At 72.1% G+C, this 18,638-nt stretch carries 13 protein-coding genes; 8 read left to right on the top strand and 5 right to left on the bottom strand.

All coding sequences use genetic code 11. The features are described 5' to 3' along the window. Positions 1-52: 52 nt before the first annotated feature. Entirely contained in the window at positions 53-538 is a 486-nt protein-coding gene (locus K7396_RS24100) for a ribose-5-phosphate isomerase (protein ID WP_152104425.1), read from the bottom strand. A 221-nt stretch (positions 539-759) separates the two neighbouring features. Here K7396_RS24100 and K7396_RS24095 point away from each other — a divergent pair, with 221 nt between their 5' ends. Next, positions 760-2,250 carry an amino acid permease gene (locus tag K7396_RS24095; protein ID WP_107421258.1) on the top strand — a complete coding sequence of 497 codons (1,491 nt, stop codon included), beginning with the start codon at positions 760-762 and terminating at the stop codon, positions 2,248-2,250. Positions 2,251-2,306: 56 nt separating this feature from the next. Here the strand turns inward: K7396_RS24095 and K7396_RS24090 are convergent, their stop codons facing one another. Continuing rightward, a complete protein-coding gene (locus K7396_RS24090) occupies positions 2,307-2,903 on the bottom strand; it encodes a biotin transporter BioY (RefSeq protein ID WP_086717419.1) in 597 nt (198 codons plus the stop codon). A gap of 324 nt (positions 2,904-3,227) precedes the next feature. On the opposite strand from K7396_RS24090, the gene K7396_RS24085 reads away from it, so the two are divergent. The 3 genes from K7396_RS24085 (at position 3,228) to K7396_RS24075 (ending at position 7,229) form a co-directional block, all read left to right on the top strand. Further along, the gene (locus K7396_RS24085; RefSeq protein WP_086717418.1) at positions 3,228-4,676 is read left to right on the top strand and encodes an amino acid permease; all 1,449 of its coding nucleotides are present in this window, start codon (positions 3,228-3,230) and stop codon (positions 4,674-4,676) included. Positions 4,677-4,971: 295 nt separating this feature from the next. Further along, positions 4,972-6,414, top strand: coding sequence for an amino acid permease (locus K7396_RS24080; protein WP_086717417.1), 1,443 nt, complete (start codon positions 4,972-4,974; stop codon positions 6,412-6,414). A 173-nt stretch (positions 6,415-6,587) separates the two neighbouring features. After that, positions 6,588-7,229, top strand: a complete 642-nt coding sequence (locus K7396_RS24075; RefSeq protein ID WP_086717416.1) for a superoxide dismutase — start codon at positions 6,588-6,590, stop codon at positions 7,227-7,229. Positions 7,230-7,355: 126 nt separating this feature from the next. Here the strand turns inward: K7396_RS24075 and K7396_RS24070 are convergent, their stop codons facing one another. After that, positions 7,356-8,000 carry a mycothiol-dependent nitroreductase Rv2466c family protein gene (locus K7396_RS24070; RefSeq protein ID WP_086717415.1) on the bottom strand — a complete coding sequence of 215 codons (645 nt, stop codon included), beginning with the start codon at positions 7,998-8,000 and terminating at the stop codon, positions 7,356-7,358. A gap of 126 nt (positions 8,001-8,126) precedes the next feature. Here K7396_RS24070 and pepN (K7396_RS24065) point away from each other — a divergent pair, with 126 nt between their 5' ends. Both pepN (K7396_RS24065) and K7396_RS24060 read left to right on the top strand, forming a co-directional pair. Continuing rightward, positions 8,127-10,715: an aminopeptidase N gene (gene pepN, locus K7396_RS24065; RefSeq protein ID WP_086717414.1), complete on the top strand. Its 2,589-nt coding sequence runs from the start codon at positions 8,127-8,129 to the stop codon at positions 10,713-10,715. 125 nt (positions 10,716-10,840) lie between these two features. Then, positions 10,841-11,863, top strand: coding sequence for a hypothetical protein (locus tag K7396_RS24060; RefSeq protein WP_086717413.1), 1,023 nt, complete (start codon positions 10,841-10,843; stop codon positions 11,861-11,863). A gap of 21 nt (positions 11,864-11,884) precedes the next feature. Here K7396_RS24060 and K7396_RS24055 read toward each other — a convergent pair whose 3' ends face one another. Continuing rightward, complete coding sequence (locus K7396_RS24055) at positions 11,885-13,630, bottom strand: TIGR03767 family metallophosphoesterase (RefSeq protein ID WP_086717412.1); 1,746 nt, start codon at positions 13,628-13,630, stop codon at positions 11,885-11,887. A gap of 424 nt (positions 13,631-14,054) precedes the next feature. Here K7396_RS24055 and K7396_RS24050 point away from each other — a divergent pair, with 424 nt between their 5' ends. Beyond that, on the top strand, positions 14,055-15,086 hold the full coding sequence (locus K7396_RS24050) for an aspartate-semialdehyde dehydrogenase (protein ID WP_152104426.1): 1,032 nt from the start codon (positions 14,055-14,057) through the stop codon (positions 15,084-15,086). Between the two features lie 80 nt (positions 15,087-15,166). Here K7396_RS24050 and K7396_RS24045 read toward each other — a convergent pair whose 3' ends face one another. Continuing rightward, positions 15,167-15,727, bottom strand: a complete 561-nt coding sequence (locus tag K7396_RS24045) for a DUF1203 domain-containing protein (protein ID WP_086721876.1) — start codon at positions 15,725-15,727, stop codon at positions 15,167-15,169. A 188-nt stretch (positions 15,728-15,915) separates the two neighbouring features. Between K7396_RS24045 and pepN (K7396_RS24040) the strand changes: the two genes are divergently transcribed. Next, positions 15,916-18,510, top strand: coding sequence for an aminopeptidase N (gene pepN, locus K7396_RS24040; protein ID WP_086721877.1), 2,595 nt, complete (start codon positions 15,916-15,918; stop codon positions 18,508-18,510). Positions 18,511-18,638: the final 128 nt, after the last annotated feature.

The following is an 18,638-nucleotide window of genomic DNA, read 5'->3' as shown; positions in this document are numbered from 1 at the left end:
GCGCCCGCCCTCCCCGGTGTCCGGGGCGAGCGGGCGGCGGAGCGGGCGGGGGTCAGCCCTGCGGGTGGTGGGCGGGGACGGGCGGCAGTTCGCCGGTGGTCTCGTAGGCCGAGAGCATGTCGATGCGGCGGGTGTGCCGCTCCTCACCCGAGTAGGGGGTGGCGAGGAAGACCTCGATGAAGCGGGTCGCCTCCTCCTGGGTGTGCATCCGGCCGCCCACGGAGATGACGTTGGCGTTGTTGTGCTCGCGGCCGAGCTTGGCGGTCTCCTCGCTCCAGGCCAGTGCGGCCCGTACGCCCTTGACCTTGTTGGCGGCGATCTGCTCGCCGTTGCCGGAGCCGCCGATCACGATGCCGAGGCCGTCCGGGTCGGCGGCGGTCCGCTCCGCGGCGCGCAGGCAGAACGGCGGGTAGTCGTCCTGGGCGTCGTAGATGTGGGGACCGCAGTCGACGGGCTCGTGGCCGTGGGCCTTGAGCCACTCGACGAGGTGGTTCTTGAGGTCGAAGCCGGCATGGTCGGAGCCGAGGTACACGCGCATGCGATGAGTGTGACACGGGCGGGACCGGGTAGGCGCCGCCGGGTTGTCCCGGGGCAGCACCCGGCGGCGTGCACAGAAAGCCACCCCCCACCTTCTGTACGCAAGCACATCACCCAACCCCCCAGGGTTTCACACAACAATCCGGCGTCAGACCTTCCAATCCACGGTTAACGAAGATCTAATGCGGGGGATCCATCCGCGAACCACGAAGGACGGTGCACATGGGCGCGCACCTTCCCCCGAGCTCTCAGGGAGCAGGGGGCACCCCCACCACCACAGCGGTCCCCGGTGACCTCGGCGGCGGAGTGACCGGGGCGCAGTCGCAGGACGGGCTGCAGGCAGGACTCAAGAACCGCCATCTGTCGATGATCGCCATCGGAGGTGTCATCGGCGCCGGCCTGTTCGTCGGCTCCGGCGCCGGTATCGCGGCCGCCGGGCCCGGCATTCTGCTCTCCTACGCGCTGACCGGCCTGCTGGTCGTGCTGGTCATGCGGATGCTGGGCGAGATGGCCGCGGCCTCCCCCACCTCCGGTTCCTTCTCCGCCTACGCGGACCGGGCGCTGGGCCGCTGGGCCGGCTTCACCATCGGCTGGCTGTACTGGTTCTTCTGGTCGGTCGTGCTGGCCGTCGAGGCGACCGCGGCCGCCTCGATCCTCACCGGCTGGGTCCCGGCCGTCCCGCAGTGGGCCTGGGCGCTGCTGGTGATGATCGTGCTGACCGGCACGAACCTGATCTCGGTCGGGTCGTTCGGCGAGTTCGAGTTCTGGTTCGCCGGGATCAAGGTCGTCGCGATCGTCGTCTTCATCGTGGTCGGCGCGCTGGCGATATTCGGGCTGCCGCCCGGCGACGCCCCGGTCGGCACGGAGAACCTGACCGGGCACGGCGGGTTCCTGCCGCACGGTCCCGGCGCGATCCTCTCCGGCATGCTGCTGGTGGTCTTCTCCTTCATGGGCAGCGAGATCGTCACGCTGGCGGCGAGCGAGGCACCGAACCCGGTGCAGGCCGTCCGCAAGGCCGTCAACAGCGTCATCTGGCGGATCGCGCTCTTCTACCTCGGCTCGATCGCGGTGATCGTGACGCTGCTGCCGTGGAACGCCAAGGCGGTGGAGAAGAGCCCGTACGTGGCCGTGCTGGAGTCGCTGGACATCCCGTACGCGGGCACCGTGATGGACGTCGTGGTGCTGACCGCGGTGCTGTCCTGTCTGAACTCCGGGCTCTACACCGCCTCCCGGATGGCGTTCTCGCTCGGGCAGCGCGGCGACGCGCCGAAGTCGTTCGCCACCGTCAACAAGGGCGGGGTGCCGGCGGTCGCGATCTGGGCGTCGGTCACCTTCGGCTTCGTGGCGACGATCTTCAGCTACACCTCGAAGGACACGATCTTCCAGTTCCTGCTGAACTCGTCGGGCGCGGTGGCGCTGTTCGTGTGGCTGGTCATCTGCTTCTCGCAGCTGCGGATGCGCCGGACCATCGAGCGGGAGACGCCGGAGCGGCTGACGGTGCGGATGTGGCTCTACCCGTGGCTGACGTACGCGACGATCGCGCTGATCGTCTTCGTCATCGGCTACATGTTCTACAACCCGGACGGGCGCCAGCAGATGGTGCTGTCGGTGGTCGCGGCCGTGGTGGTGCTGGCGGTCGGGCTGGTCCTGGACCGGCGGCGGCCGCGGACGGCCGTGGCGGACGGGGCGGACGCCCCGGGCGCCGGCGTCTGACGGACCGGGCCCGGCCCCTTCTTCGTCTCGCGGTGCGCCCGCGGCGTGCGGTCCGCTCAGCCGCGGCGGCCGGCCAGCTTCCAGGCGGTGGGCAGCGCGCCCATGGCCAGCGCGGCCTTGAGGGCGTCGCCGATCAGGAACGGGACGAGGCCGGCGGCGACGGCCTGGCCGAGGGACATGCCGGTGCTCAGCGCCAGGTAGGGGACACCGACGGCGTAGATCAGGGCCGTGCCCGCGGCCATGGTGGCGGCGGTGCGCAGCATCCCGCGGTCGCCGCCGCGGCGGGCCAGCGCGCCCACGACGGTGGCGGCGAGCAGCATGCCCATGATGTAGCCGAAGGTGGCCCCGCCCGCGCCCGAGGCACCGCCGGCGAACCAGGGCAGGCCCGCCATGCCCGCCAGGGCGTACAGCGCCAGCGACAGCAGACCGCGGCCCGCGCCGAGCGAGGCGCCGACCAGGAGGGCGGCGAAGGTCTGGCCGGTGACCGGGACCGGGGAGCCGGGGACCGGGACGGCTATCTGCGCCGCGATGCCGGTGAGCGCGGCGCCGCCGAGCACCAGCGCGGCGTCACGGACGCGGGCGCGGGAGGCGGTGGCGGCCGGCAGCAGGTCGGCGAGGACGGTGCCGGGGCGGTACAGAGCGGCGGTGCTCATCGGGACTCCGCGGGTGTGAGAGGGATGGGACGGACGCGTTGACGTTAGTCCAGCGGGCCACTGGAGATCATCGTGTGGCGGCGACAAAGCCGGGGTGGCCCGCTTGGAGAGTTCCGAACAACCGCCAGAATGCCCGGCCCCGGCGGGCCGCGGGACGTCCTCGCAGGTCACGTGACGCTCATCACGGCCCTGGCCGCGTCCGGACGCCGGTTTTGTGGTAGCGCGCGACATGCGGCGACACTGGGCGCGCCCCGCGGTGACCTGTGGAGTTCCCCCAACCCGCCGGCGGCCCCGCCGCCCCGGCCCTTGCGAGAGTACGAGCCCATGCACGACGCACCGACCACCGCCGTCGAGCCCTCCCCGGGGACGGTCACCGAAGGGAAAGAGCCGCTGTCCGCGGGCCTCAAGCAGCGTCATCTGACGATGCTGGGCCTGGGCGGGGTGATCGGCGCGGGCCTGTTCGTGGGCTCCGGCGCCGGCATCGCGGTGGCCGGTCCCGGGATCGTGCTGTCGTATCTGATCGCGGGGACGCTGGCCACGCTGGTCATGCGGATGCTCGGCGAGATGTCGGCGGCGATACCGGCCTCCGGCGCGTTCTCGGTGCACGCGGAGCGGGCGCTGGGGCGCTGGGCCGGGTTCAGCGTCGGCTGGCTGTACTGGTTCCTGCTGGTCGTGGTGCTCGCCGTGGAGGCGACCGGCGCGGCGCAGATAGCCAACGGCTGGGTGCCGGGGGTGCCGCAGTGGGGCTGGGTGCTGATATTCATGATCGTCTTCACCGCCGCCAACCTGACCGCGGTGAAGAACTTCGGCGAGTTCGAGTTCTGGTTCGCGACCCTGAAGGTCACCGCGATCGTGCTGTTCCTCGCGCTGAGCCTGCTGGCGGTCTTCGGGATGCTGCCGGACACCGAGCCCGTGGGGCTGACGAACCTCACCGGACAGGGCGGCTTCCTGCCGCACGGCTGGTCCGGGGTGGTCTCCGGGGTCCTCGCGGTGGTGTTCGCCTTCGGCGGCCTGGAGGTCGTCACCATCGCCGCGGCCGAGTCGGACGACCCGGCGCGCGCGGTGGGCCGGGCGGTGCGCAGCGCGGTGTGGCGGATCCTCTTCTTCTACGTCGGCTCGATGCTGGTCATCGTGACCCTGCTGCCCTGGTCGTCGATGCAGCCGGGCAAGAGCCCCTACGTCGCGGTGCTGGACAGCATCGGCGTGCCGGGCGCCGGCCAGATCATGAACATCGTGGTGTTCGTGGCGCTGCTCTCCGCGCTGAACGCCAACCTCTACGGCTCGTCGCGGATGGTCTTCTCGCTGGCCCAGCGGGGCGAGGCACCGCGGGCGCTGCTGAAGGTGTCCCAAGGGGGGTCCCCCCGCTCGAGCGAGGCCGAGAGTGGGGGAGGCGTGCCGCGCCGGGCGGTGCTCGCCTCGGTGGCCTTCGGCTTCGTCTCCGTGCTGCTGAATCTGGAATGGCCGGATTCGGTCTTCCTCTACATGCTCAACGCGGTCGGCGCGGTGCTGCTCTTCGTCTGGGGCCTGATCGCCGTCTCCCAGCTGCGGCTGCGGCCGCGGATCGCCCGCGAGGCGCCCGGCAAGCTGACCCTGCCGATGTGGGGCTTCCCCTATCTGACCTGGGCGTCGCTGGTGGCGATGGGCGGTGTGCTGGTGCTGATGCTGACCGACGACACGGCCCGGCCGCAGCTTCTGTGGTCGGCCGGGGCGACCGCCGTGGTGCTGCTCGTCGCGGGCGTCCGGGCGCTGCGGGAGCGCCGCGCGCGCCGCTGAGACCCGGTGTCGCAGACATCACCCCGCGTCACAATCGACAACAGAACGAACACCGACAGTCGCGATCACGTCTGAATACCGAACATTCGCTGCACGACTGTTGCCCTGAGCGGACAGCGGCGCTCAAACTGAGCCCGCTTTGCCGAGGACCCCGGATCCAGCCGTCGGCAGGCCCCGCGCGATCCGCCCGCCCCGGTGGGGGTCCGGGGGCCCGACAGCACCGTCGCACCGGTCGCGGCCCGGGGAGAACGCAGTAACGCCTTGCTCCGCTCTCACCTACTGGGACAGGTACGACATGAATCGGACACCCTCGTCCGCCGCACCCGCGCGCGAGCACGGCGACGCGGTCCAGGGCGCCGGCCCCGGCAGCGATTCCACGCTGTCCAACGGCCTCAAGCAGCGCCACCTCTCGATGATCGCCCTGGGCGGGGTGATCGGCGCGGGCCTGTTCGTCGGCTCCCGCGCCGGCATCGCGGCGGCCGGACCGTCGATCGTGCTCGCCTACGCCGTCTCCGGCGCGCTGGTCATGCTGATCATGCGGATGCTCGGCGAGATGGCCGCGGCGAACCCGGCCTCCGGCTCCTTCTCCGTGCACGCCGAGCGCTCCATAGGCTCCTGGGCCGGGTTCACGGCGGGCTGGATGTTCACCGCGCTGCTGTGCGTGGCGGTGGCCGCCGAGGCGCTGGGCGCCGCGGACGTGATGGTGCAGTGGTTCCCCGCCAGCCAGCCGTGGATGTGGGTCCTGCTGTTCATGGTGATCTTCACCGGCACCAACCTCACCGCGGTCTCCAACTTCGGCGAGTTCGAGTTCTGGTTCGCCGCGCTGAAGGTCGCGGCGATCGGCGTCTTCCTGGTCCTGGGCGTGCTGGCCATCCTCGGCCTGCTGCCCGGCACCCAGGCCCCGGGCGCCTCGCACCTCACCGGTGACGGCGGCTTCCTCCCCAAGGGCGTCGACGGGCTGATGGTCGGCCTGCTGGCCTCGGTGTTCGCCTACGGCGGCCTGGAGACGGTGACGATCGCGGCCGCCGAGTCCAAGGACCCGGTGCGCGGCGTGGCCCGCGCGGTGCGCACCGCGATGTGGCGCATCGCCCTCTTCTACGTCGGCTCGATGGCGGTCATCGTCACCGTCATCCCCTGGAGCGCCCCCTCCATCGCCAAGAGCGGCCCGTACGTGGCGGTCCTGGACTACCTGAAGATCCCGGCGGCCGGCCAGATCATGAACGTGGTCATCCTGGTCGCGCTGCTCTCCGCGGTGAACGCCAACCTCTACGGCTCCTCGCGGATGGCCTACTCCCTCATCTCCCGCGGCCAGGGCCCGGCGTTCCTCGGCAAGGTCAGCGGCGGCGTCCCGCGCCGCGCCGTCCTGCTGTGCTCCGCCTTCGGCTTCCTCGCGGTCGTCTTCAGCTTCCTGTGGCCCACCACGGTCTTCCAGTGGCTGCTGAACATGGTCGGCGCGGCCGTCCTGGTGGTGTGGGGCTTCATCGCCACCGCCCAGCTGCGGATGCGCCGGACGCTGGAGCGCGAGGCGCCCGAGAAGCTCGTGGTGAAGATGTGGGCCTTCCCGGTCCTGACCTGGGTGGCGCTGGCGGGCATTGTCGCCGTGCTGCTGCTGATGCTGCGCGACGAGAGCCAGCGGATCCAGCTGCTGTTCACCGGCGGCTTCGGCGTGGTGCTGGCCGTGATCGGCCTCGTCCGGCAGCGGTCGCTGGGCAGGGGCGCGGGCCCGGCCGGGCAGTAGCGCTCCCCCACTCCCCCGAGGCGGGGCGGGACCTCCTACCGGGGTCCCGCCCCGCCTCCGTCTTTGGGACCAGGCCGTCCACCGCAACCGGCCGGTGATCACTCCTGCTGATAGCGTGCTCCTGCACATGGATTGCAACTACTGCTCATCAGCAGCTTGGAGGCGGGATCGGCATGGCCACCTACACACTTCCTGAACTTCCGTACGACTACTCGGCGCTGGCACCGGTCATCAGCCCCGAGATCATCGAGCTGCACCACGACAAGCACCACGCGGCGTACGTGAAGGGCGCGAACGACACCCTGGAGCAGCTCGCCGAGGCCCGTGACAAGGAAGCGTGGGGCAACATCAACGGCCTGGAGAAGAACCTCGCGTTCCACCTCTCCGGCCACATCCTGCACAGCATCTACTGGCACAACATGACCGGTGACGGCGGCGGCGAGCCGCACGAGAAGGACGGCGTGGGCGAGCTGGCCGACGCCATCGCCGAGAGCTTCGGCTCGTACGCCGGTTTCAAGGCGCAGCTGACCAAGGCCGCGGCCACCACCCAGGGCTCCGGCTGGGGCGTGCTGGCCTACGAGCCGGTCAGCGGCCGCCTGGTCGTCGAGCAGGTCTACGACCACCAGGGCAACGTCGGGCAGGGCTCCGTCCCGATCCTGGTCTTCGACGCCTGGGAGCACGCCTTCTACCTGCAGTACAAGAACCAGAAGGTGGACTTCATCGAGGCCATGTGGCAGGTCGTGAACTGGCAGGACGTCGCCAAGCGGTACGCGTCCGCCAAGGAGCGCGCCAACAACCTGCTGCTGGTGCCGTAACGCACGGTCCCCCGTCGTCCTGCCTCGTGATCGTCTTCTCACCCTTCACCTGGCAGGCGGAATGACGGAGCGCCCCCGCACGTCCGATACGTGCGGGGGCGCTCCCATGTGCCCGTGCGACCGGGATCAGTCGAAGACGGGCCCCTGGGTCCGGGTCCGCTTGATCTCGTAGAAGCCGGGGATGGACGCCACCGTCAGCGTGCCGTCCCACAGCTTGGCGGCCTCCTCGCCCTTGGGGGCCGGGGTGACCACCGGGCCGAAGAAGGCGATCTGCTCGCCGTCGTGACCCGGCACGGCGATCACGGGGGTGCCGACCTCCTGGCCGACCAGGTCGATGCCCGCCTTGTGGGAGGCGCGCAGCTCGGCGTCGTAGGTGTCCTTCTCGGCGTACGCGAGCAGGTCGGCGGGCAGGCCCGCGTCGTCCAGGGCGGCGGCGATGCTCTCCGGGGTCACCCCGAGGCCCTCGTTGTGGATGCGGGTGCCGAGCGCGGTGTAGAGCCTGCCCACGGCCTCGTCGCCGTGCAGCTGCTGGGCGGCGATCACCACCCGGACCGGGCCCCATGCCTTGCCGCCGGGGCGCATGTTCTCGGCGTACTCCGCGGGGAGCTCGTCGAGCCGGTTCTCGTTGAGCACCGCCAGGCTCATCACGTGCCAGCGCACCTCGACCGGGCGGACCTTCTCGACCTCCAGCATCCAGCGGGAGGTCATCCAGGCCCAGGGGCACAGCGGGTCGAACCAGAAGTCTGCGGGGGTCTTCGCGGGGTCGGACACGGGGTCTCCTTCTGAGAGCGCGGCTGCGTCGGCAGGCGGTGCCGTTCTGTGGAAGGTTCAACCGACGGGGGGCGTGCCATGATTCCCGTTGTTCGATATTCGATACGAGGACGAGGGAGTCACGTCGTGCCAGGTGAGAATCTGTCCCGGGACGAGGCGCGCGAGCGGGGCCGGCTGCTGAGCGTCGACGCGTACGACGTGGCGCTGGACGTCCGCTCCGCGGTCGCCTCCGGTACGGCCGCGGAGACCTTCCGCTCCCTGACCACCCTGCGCTTCTCCTGTGCCGAGCCCGGCGCCTCGACCTTCGCCGACCTGCTGGCGCCCGCGGTCACCTCCGTCACCCTCAACGGCCGGGAGCTGGACCCCGCCGAGGTCTTCGACGGCACCCGGATCACGCTGGACGCGCTGGCCGCGCAGAACACCCTCGTCGTCGACGCCCGGTGCGCCTACAGCCGGACCGGTGAGGGCCTGCACCGCTTCGTGGACCCCGAGGACGGCGAGGTCTACCTCTACACCCAGTACGAGCCGGCCGACTCCCGCCGGGTCTTCGTCAACTTCGAACAGCCCGACCTGAAGGCCCCGTTCACCTTCGAGGTGACCGCCCCCGAGGGCTGGCGGGTGCTCAGCAACGGGGTGCAGGAGGGCCCGTCCGAGGGCGGGCGGCACCGCTTCGCCACCACCGAGCCGATCTCGACGTACATCACGGCCGTGGTCGCCGGCCCGTACCACTACGTCTCCGACAGCTACCGGCGCGCCTTCGACGACGGGACCGAGCTGGAGATCCCGCTGGGCGCGCTGTGCCGCAAGGGCCTGGCGAAGCACTTCGACGCGGACGACATCTTCACCGTCACCAAGCAGGGCCTGGACTTCTTCCACGACCACTTCGACTTCCCCTACCCCTTCGGGAAGTACGACCAGGCCTTCGTCCCGGAGTACAACCTCGGGGCGATGGAGAACCCGGGCTGCGTCACCTTCCGCGAGGAGTTCGTCTTCCGCGGGAAGGTGACCGAGGCGTCCTACGAGAGCCGGGCCAACGTCATCCTGCACGAGATGGCGCACATGTGGTTCGGGGACCTGGTCACCATGCAGTGGTGGGACGACCTGTGGCTCAAGGAGTCCTACGCGGACTTCATGGGGGCCTTCGCGCTGGTGGGCGCGACGCGCTTCACCGACGGCTGGATCACCTTCGCCAACCGCCGCAAGTCCTGGGCCTACCGCGCCGACCAGCTGCCCTCCACCCACCCGGTCACCGCCGACATCCGGGACCTGGAGGACGCCAAGCTCAACTTCGACGGCATCACCTACGCCAAGGGCGCGGCCGTCCTCAAGCAACTGGTGGCGTACGTGGGGCAGGACGCCTTCCTGGAGGGCGCCCGGCGCTACTTCAAGCGGCACGCCTACGGCAACACCCGGCTGACGGACCTGCTGGCGGTGCTGGAGGAGACCTCGGGCCGGGACCTGGCGGCCTGGTCGCGGGCCTGGCTGGAGACCGCGGGCGTCAACTCCCTGACCCCGCAGGTCACCTACGACGCCCAGGACCGGATCACCGAGCTGGGCATCCTCCAGGAGGCGGCCCCCTCCCACCCGCAGCTGCGGCCGCACCGGGTCGCGGTCGGCCTGTACCGGCGGCAGGATGCGGACTCGGCGCTGGTGCGCTACGCCCGCGCCGAGGTGGACGTCTCCGGGCCGCGGACCACCGTGCCCGAGCTGGCCGGCCTCGAACGGCCCGAGCTGGTGCTGGTCAACGACGAGGACCTGACGTACGCCAAGGTCCGGTTCGACGAGGGCTCGCTGGCCACCCTGCGGGCCCGGCTCGGCGACCTGACCGACCCGATGGCGCGGGCGGTGTGCTGGGCCGCGCTGTGGGGCCTGACCCGCGACGGGCTGATGCCGGCCCGCGACTACCTCGACCTGGTGCGCCGGTTCGCCGGCCGGGAGACCGACATCGGGGTGCTGCAGTCGCTGCACGCCCAGGCCCAGACGGCGCTGGAGCAGTACTCCGCGCCGGAGGGCCGGGAGCGGGCCGCCCGGGAGCTGGCCGAGGCCGCCCTGCACGAGCTGCGGCTCGCCGACCCCGGCAGCGGCCACCAGCTCGCCTGGGCCCGGCATTTCAGCGCCGTCGCCACCACCCCCGCCGACCTCCAGCTGCTCCAGGGCCTGCTGGACGGCACGGCGAAGATCGACGGTCTGGACGTGGACCAGGAGCTGCGCTGGACGGTCCTGGAGCCGCTCGCGGCGCACGGCGTCGCGGACGAGGCCGTGATCGCCGCCGAGCTGGCCCGCGACAACACCGCCTCCGGCCGGCGCCACCAGGTGCGCTGCCTGGCCGCCCGCCCCTCGGCCGAGGTCAAGGAGCAGGCGTGGGCGCGGGTCGTGGAGTCCGACGTGCTCTCCAACGCCCTGGTGGAGGCGACGGTCGCCGGGTTCGCGCAGTTCGGGCAGACGGAGCTGCTGGCCCCGTACCTGCCGCGCTACTTCGGGGCGCTCGAACGGGTGTGGCGGGAGCGGTCCATCGAGATCGCGATGGACGTGGTGCACGGGCTCTTCCCCGCCTGGCTGGTGGAGCGGGCCACCCTGGACGCCGCGGACGGCTGGCTGGACGGGCACCCGCAGGCGGCGCCCGCGCTGCGCCGGCTGGTGCTGGAGAAGCGGGACGATCTGGCGCGGGCGCTGCGGGCACAGGCTTGTGACGAGGCGGCCGGGCCGAGGCCGTAACCCCCGGGGCGACCAGCCCCGTTTCGGCAGTCGAACGCCCGTACTTTAGTACAGGGTTGTCCGGTTTGTGGCACGGGCGTGTAACAGCGGTTAGGGGGCGGAGCGGGCGCGGGAATCGAGGTGACATGAACCACGACACCCCGCTCTCCCCCCTCCCCCTCCGTCACCTCTCCGAGGCGCAGTGCCGGGTGATGACCACCCGTCAGCTGCGGGAGCACGGCGTCCCGTCCGCCGAGACCACCGAACGCTGCCGCGCCGGCGGCCCCTGGCAGCAACTGCTCCCCGGCATCTACCTGCTGCACGCGGGACCTCCCACCAGCGAGGAACGGCTGCACGCGGCCCTGCTGTACGCCAGCCACCGGGGCCCCGCGGTACCCCGGCAGGGCTCCGAGTCCGCGGACGCCCCCGAGGCGATGATCACCGGCCTGGCGGCGCTCGCCCTGCACGGCTTCACCGAGGCACCCCCGCTGCTCGCCCTGGACCGCATCGAGGTGCTGGTGGCCCGTACCCGGCGGCTGCGCTCGACCGGCTTCACCCGGATCGTGCGGACCGTGGAGCTGCCCGTCGCGCAGGAGATCACCGGGGTGCCGGCCGCGCCGGTGCCGCGCGCGGTGGCGGACGCGGTCGCCTCGCTGACCGATGCCGCGACGGTGCGCCGGCTGCTGACCGAGGCGGTGCGCGGCGGGCACTGCGAGGCGACGTCGGTGGTGCGGGAGCTGAGCCGGGCCCGGCTGCTGACCCGGCCGCACGTGGTGGACGCGGTGGACACCCTGCTGGCCGAGGGCCGGGCGCTGGCCGAGCAGCGGCTCTACGCGATGGTGCGCGCCCACGGACTGCCCGACCCGCTGTGGAACGTCGAGCTGCGGCTGCCGGGCGGGCCGCACCTGGGCGGCGTGGACGCCTTCTGGCCGGAGCACGCGGTGGCCCTGGAGATCGACACCCGGGCGCCGCGCCCCGAGGAGGACCCGCTGCAGTCGCCGTTCTTCCACAAGCGCGAGCACCTGGAGCGGCTGGGCATCACCGTCGTCCGCTGCCTGCCGCGCACCCTGCGCACGTCCCCCGAGCAGCAGGCCGCGGTGATCCGTACGGCCCTGATGGCGGCGGGCGACCGGGAGCCGAGCGCGTATGTGGTGGTGCTGCCGCGCTAGGGAGCCGGCTCCCCGGGCCCGTCAGCGCCGCTTGAGCAGCAGCTCGACGTTGCGGTCCCCGGCGGTGCCCGCCAGGTCCGTACGGGCCTTGGGGGCGTTGAAGGACAGCTCGCGGTAGAGGGCCGCCAGCCCGGTCTGCGAGAGGTCGTCGAAGTCCGTGCGGTGCGGGGCGGCCGACTCGATCAGGGTGGTGAACAGCGACAGCGTGCCGTCGTGGTTGTCCACCAGCTCGATGACCCGGGCCAGCTGCGGGAAGTCGATGTGCGAGGCGGTGGAGATCTCCCAGAAGCCGTCGTGCGCGAGGATCTCGTTCTTGTGGCTGTGGCCGTTGATCCAGCCGACGACCGAGGGGTGCGCGGACAGCACCTCCACCAGTTCGGCGCCGGTGTGCCGGCGCTCGTGCGGGTGGGCCGGGTCGGTCCTGGTGTTGTTCATCGTCTTGCTGGTGTGGTGGCTGAAGACCAGCACATGGGCCTTCTCCCCCTTCTCGTTCCCCTTGAGCGTCCGCTCCAGCCAGCGCAGCTGGGCGTCGCCGACCGAGCCGGTGTAGTGGCCGCCGGGGTCGGTGGTGTCCAGGCTGATCCCGAGGACGTCGTCGGAGATCCGGAAGGTGTAGTACAGCCGGTTCGCCGCGAGGTCGGCGGAGGTGTAGCCGTGGCCGTGCGGGCCGGGGCCGGTGTGCGCCGGGTCGAGGTGGGCGCGCAGGTACTCGGCCCGGGTGAAGGGGGCGCGCCGCTCGTCGGGGGTGACCTGCCGGGTCTGCTTGGCGTGCGAGGTCAGCAGCCGCTTGAAGTCCGCGCCCCGCGGGTCGAGGCCGTCCTTGACCGCCTTCCAGACCTTGGCGGCCTCGGCGGCGGGCAGCGTCTCCAGCTTGCGGTCGCCGGTGGCGAACTCGGCCCAGAAGGGGTCGCCGGGGGCGTAGCACCCGCCGGGCAGCGAGTCGTGGTTGCCGACCGTCGAGTACCAGGGCAGCCGCAGCCCCGGGCTGTGGACGGTGCGGATCGCGGCGTCGAGGAACCCGTCCAGCCGCGGGAAGCCCACCTGCTTGTCGGCGTCGCGCAGCGCGCTCTCCGGCTGCCAGTACAGCTTCAGGCCGCTGTCCTGGACGCCTTCGTAGCGGCGCGGGTCGCCGGAGTTCGGGGTGATCCGGCCGCCGCTCATGGCGGTCAGGAACCACTCCAGCTCCAGCTTGGAGTTGTTGTCGGTGTTGTCGCCGGTGGTCATCACGAACGACAGCGGGGCGCCGGTGGCGGGTCCGCCGGGCAGCGCGTTGACCCGCTCGATCAGCGACACGACCCCGGCCACCGACAGCGCCTCCTGCGGCCGCCAGGCGCTGGCGGTCTCGGCGCGCAGGTACTCGTAGCGCAGCGGACTCTGCACGTCGACCAGGTGCAGGTCGGTGAACTGCACGAACGACGCCAGCGCGGTGCGCCGCCCGTCGCGCCCGCCGTGCGCCGCGGCGAGGTCGGAGCGGACCACCCGCTTCCAGGCGGGGCCGTCGGTGAGCCGGCGGTAGCCCCCGCTGCCGCGCGGCGCGGACACCCCGGCGAGGGTGGTGCCCCGGGTGTACGGGGTGCGCGGGACGGCCGGGGCCTGTACCGGGGCGGGCGCGGCCGGGGCCGGGCCGGAGGTGACGGTGGCGGCCTGGGCCTGCCGGTCCGGGCCGACGCCGAAGGCGAGCCCGAGCCCGGTGGCGGCGCCGGCCGCTCCGGTGGCGGTGAGGAACGTACGGCGGTCGAAGGTGGCGGCGGACCGTATACGGGACATACGCGGGCTCCCCGGGTGCGAACACGAAGGCGGCCGGGCAGCACAACTGCCCTGTCACCTCGGATGGTTGGCATCGGGGGTGACCGGTGCGTGAACGCCACCGCAACGCGGAGAACCCATCACCGCACGAGGATCTGCCGGTCACCTGCCGGCCACGGAGCCCTGCCCGGCGGTGCGGCCGGCGGTCACCGGCTGTTCATCCCCCGGGGTAGCCGGACCCGCTCCGGGGGCCGCGCGGGTCCGCGCCGGCCAGGCCCCGTACGCACCGTGAGCACGCCGGCGCGCTACGCGCCGGTACGGCCTCCCGACCCGCCACGGAAGGGAACGGATTGGACAACGCGACGGGTATCACACACATGATGGAGGCACTACTGAGCAGGTGTCCCGAGCAGACACCCATGTCAGGCCAGAAAGAAGGAGTCCCATGAGGATCGGAATCGTCGGAGCCACCGGACAGGTCGGCGGCGTGGTGCGAGGCATCCTCGCCGAGCGGAACTTCCCGGTCGAGCAGCTGCGGCTGTTCGCTTCGGCCCGGTCCGCCGGACGTACCCTGCCCTGGCAGGACACCGAGATCACGGTCGAGGACGCGGCCACCGCCGACTACTCGGCGCTGGACATCGTGATCTTCTCGGCGGGCGGCGCCACGTCCAAGGCGCTGGCCGAGAAGGTCGCCGACGCCGGCCCGGTCGTGATCGACAACTCCTCGGCCTGGCGCCGCGACCCCCAGGTCCCGCTGGTCGTCTCCGAGGTCAACCCCTCGGCGATCACCGACCGGCCCAAGGGCATCATCGCCAACCCGAACTGCACCACCATGGCGGCGATGCCCGTGCTGCGCCCGCTGCACGAGGAGGCCGGCCTGGTCTCCCTGGTCGTCGCCACCTACCAGGCGGTCTCCGGCAGCGGTCTGGCCGGCGTGGAGGAGCTGGACGGCCAGGTCCGCAAGGCCGTCGAGCAGGACGCCACCAAGCTGACGCACGACGGCGCGGCCGTGGAGTTCCCCGAGCCGGACAAGTACGTCCGCCCGATCGCCTTCAACGTGCTGCCGATGGCCGGCTCGATCGTCGACGACGGTCTGAACGAGACCGACGAGGAGCAGAAGCTCCGCCACGAGAGCCGCAAGATCCTGGAGATCCCGGAGCTGAAGGTGTCCGGCACCTGCGTCCGCGTCCCGGTCTTCACCGGCCACTCGCTGCAGGTCAACGCCCGCTTCGCGCGGCCGATCAGCCCGGCCCGTGCCCAGGAGCTGCTGGCCGGCGCCCCCGGCGTCACCCTCTCGGACGTCCCCACCCCGCTCCAGGCCGCCGGCCAGGACGCGTCCTTCGTGGGCCGGATCCGCGAGGACGAGACCGCCGAGAACGGCCTGGCGCTGTTCGTCTCCAACGACAACCTCCGCAAGGGCGCGGCGCTGAACGCCGTCCAGATCGCGGAGCTGGTCGCCGCGGAGCTGCGCGGCTGACCCCGGCCCCCGGAACACGGCGGGTGCCCCGGCGGAGTCTCCGCGGGGGCACCCGCCGTTTCGGCTTCCGGGCGCCCCGGCTAGCGGACCGGCCGGACCTCGAAGTGGAAGCAGCCGTACTCCACGGCCCGTACGTGCACCAGCGCCGTGTCCGGGTCGGCGAACGCCTCCGCGAGGGCGGCGTCGAACGCGGCCTGCGCGTCCTCGGACACCTCCAGCAGGCGGCCGCCGATGATCTGCCCCCGGGCGTTGTAGCGGCGCAGCACCCGCAGCGCACCGGCCCGCAGCGCGGGGTACCGGCCGGCCGCGCCGTCCGGCCCGCCGCACGCCTCGGCGTGGATGAACACCGGCCCCTGCTCGTCGTACGCCCCGGGCGCCGCCCCGGTCCCCGCCGCCCAGCGGCGCAGCGGCGCGTACGAGACCAGCGCCACCCGCTCGCCGGCCCGGACCTCGCGCAGACAGCAGCGCAGCGGCGCCCCGACGGCGTCCTGCGGCACCCCGTCCTCCCGGGCGGTGAACGGTTCGGCGGGCCGTCCGGCGTCGTCGGTGACCCGCAGCTCCTCCAGTGCGGTGCCGGGGATGGCGAGAGCGGTGTGGCCGGTGGTGTGCGGGCGGGCCGGGTACACGGTGTGGGTCGTCATGCCTCCAGGGTCGGCGTCGCGGGCGCGCGGTGCTGGCGGGAATCGGACGCCGCGCTGCGGGCGGCGCCCGTGCCGCGGGCGCGAAGCCGGGCGGCGCCCGATCCCCGGCTGGCCACGATCAAGGGGCCCGTGCCGTGGAAGGATGACGCGAACGCCGCATACGAGGACGCTTACGAGGAGATGACCTGGTGCCTGGCACGAATCTGACCCGCGAAGAGGCACAGCAGCGGGCGCGCCTGCTGACCGTGGACGCGTATGAGATCGATCTCGACCTCTCCGGCGCGCAGGAAGGGGGTACCCCGGGCGACGACGGGAACGGGGGCGGCACCTACCGGTCGGTGACGACGGTGCGGTTCGACGTCGCCGAGGCGGGCGCGGACTCCTTCATCGACCTGGTCGCGCCGGCCGTGCACGAGGTGCTGCTCAACGGCGAGGCGCTGGACGCGGACGCGGTGTTCCAGGACTCGCGGATCGCGCTGTCCGGACTGCGGGCCGGCCGCAACGAGCTGCGGGTGGTCGCGGACTGCGCCTACACCAACACCGGTGAGGGACTGCACCGCTTTGTCGACCCGGTGGACCAGCAGGCCTACCTCTACACGCAGTTCGAGGTGCCGGACGCGCGGCGGGTGTTCGCCTCGTTCGAGCAGCCGGACCTGAAGGCGACGTTCCAGTTCACCGTGAAGGCCCCCGAGGGCTGGACGGTGATCTCCAACTCGCCGACGCCCGAACCGGCCGGCACCATCTGGCGGTTCGAGCCCACCCCGCGGATCTCGACGTACGTCACCGCGCTGATCGTGGGTCCGTACCACAGCGTGCACAGCACCTACGAGAAGGACGGGCGGACGGTGCCGCTGGGCATCTACTGCCGGCCGTCGCTGGCCGAGCACCTGGACGCGGAGGAGATCTTCGCGGTCACCCGGCAGGGCTTCGACTGGTTCCAGGAGAAGTTCGACTACGCCTACCCCTTCGAGAAGTACGACCAGCTCTTCGTGCCGGAGTTCAACGCCGGCGCGATGGAGAACGCGGGCGCGGTGACCATCCGCGACCAGTACGTCTTCCGCTCGAAGGTGACGGACGCGGCCTACGAGGTGCGCGCGGAGACGATCCTGCACGAGCTGGCGCACATGTGGTTCGGCGACCTGGTCACCATGGAGTGGTGGAACGACCTGTGGCTGAACGAGTCGTTCGCCACCTACACCTCCATCGCCTGCCAGGCGTACGCCCCGGGCTCGAAGTGGCCGCACTCGTGGACCACGTTCGCCAACTCCATGAAGACCTGGGCCTACCGGCAGGACCAGCTGCCGTCCACCCACCCGATCATGGCCGAGATCAACGACCTCGACGACGTCCTGGTCAACTTCGACGGCATCACCTACGCCAAGGGCGCCAGCGTCCTCAAGCAGCTGGTCGCCTACGTCGGCACGGACGAGTTCTTCCAGGGCGTCCAGGCGTACTTCAAGGCGCACGCCTACGGCAACACCCGGCTGTCGGACCTGCTCGGCGCGCTGGAGGAGACCAGCGGGCGGGACCTGAAGACCTGGTCGAAGAAGTGGCTGGAGACGGCCGGGATCAACATCCTGCGGCCGGAGATCGAGGTGGACGCCGACGGCGTCATCACCTCCTTCGCCGTCCGGCAGGAGGCCCCGGCACTGCCGGCCGGCGCCAAGGGCGAGCCCGTGCTGCGGCCGCACCGGATCGCGGTCGGCGCCTACGACCTCCAGGACGGCAAGCTGGTGCGCACCCGGCGGATCGAGCTGGACGTGGACGGGGAGCTGACCCCCGTGCCGCAGCTGACGGGCGAGCGGCGGCCCGCCGTGCTGCTCCTCAACGACGACGACCTGTCGTACGCCAAGGTCCGGCTGGACGAGGAGTCGCTGAGGACCGTCACCGAGCACCTCGGCGACTTCACCGAGTCGCTGCCGCGCGCCCTGTCGTGGGCGTCGGCCTGGGACATGACGCGGGACGGCGAACTGGCCACCCGCGACTACCTGTCGCTGGTGCTGTCCGGCATCGGCAAGGAGTCGGACATCGGCGTCGTCCAGTCGCTGCACCGCCAGGTGAAGCTGGCGCTGGACCTGTACGCGGCCCCGGACTGGCGCGAGACGGGCCTGGCGGCCTGGACGGCGGCGGCGCTGGAGCAGCTGCGGGCGGCCGAGCCGGGCAGCGACCACCAGCTGGCCTGGGCCCGCGCGTTCGCCGCCGCGGCCCGTACCGACGAGCAACTGGACCTGCTGCAGGGCCTGCTGGAGGGCACGCAGGAGCTCTCCGGGCTCGCCGTCGACACCGAGCTGCGCTGGTCGCTGCTGCACCGGCTGGCCGCCACCGGCCGGGCGGACGAGAAGGCCATCGCGGCGGAGCTGGACCGGGACAAGACCTCGGCGGGCGAGCGGTACGCGGCCACGTGCCGCGCGGCGCGTCCCACGGCGGAGGCGAAGGCCGAGGCCTGGGCGTCCGTGGTGGAGTCCGACCGGCTCCCCAACTCCACTCAGGAGGCCGTCATCGGCGGCTTCGTCCAGACCGACCAGCGGGAGCTGCTGGCGCCCTACACCGCGAAGTACTTCGACGCGGTGAAGGACATCTGGAACGCCCGCAGCCACGAGATGGCGCAGCAGATCGCGGTGGGCCTCTACCCGGCGCTGCAGGTCTCCCAGGAGACGCTGGACGCCACGGACGCCTGGCTGGCGTCGGCCGAGCCCAGCGCGGCGCTGCGCCGGCTGATGACGGAGTCGCGCGCGGGCATCGAGCGGGCGCTGAAGGCGCAGGCCGCGGACGCGGCGGCCTGACCGTCCCCCGTGGCGGGTCCGCCCTCGCGGAACCCGCCCGGCCCCTCGGGGCTCCCGCCGTGGCGGCGGGAGCCCCTTTCGCCGCCACGGCCCGTGGGGGCGCCCGGCGGACGGGAGCCGGTCTCGTC

Origin of the sequence: Streptomyces angustmyceticus (assembly GCF_019933235.1) — a bacterium.
Classification (GTDB): Bacteria; Actinomycetota; Actinomycetes; order Streptomycetales; family Streptomycetaceae; genus Streptomyces; species Streptomyces angustmyceticus.
Note: the sequence above shows the minus strand (reverse complement) of the source record. Positions and strands in the feature narration are given on the sequence as shown.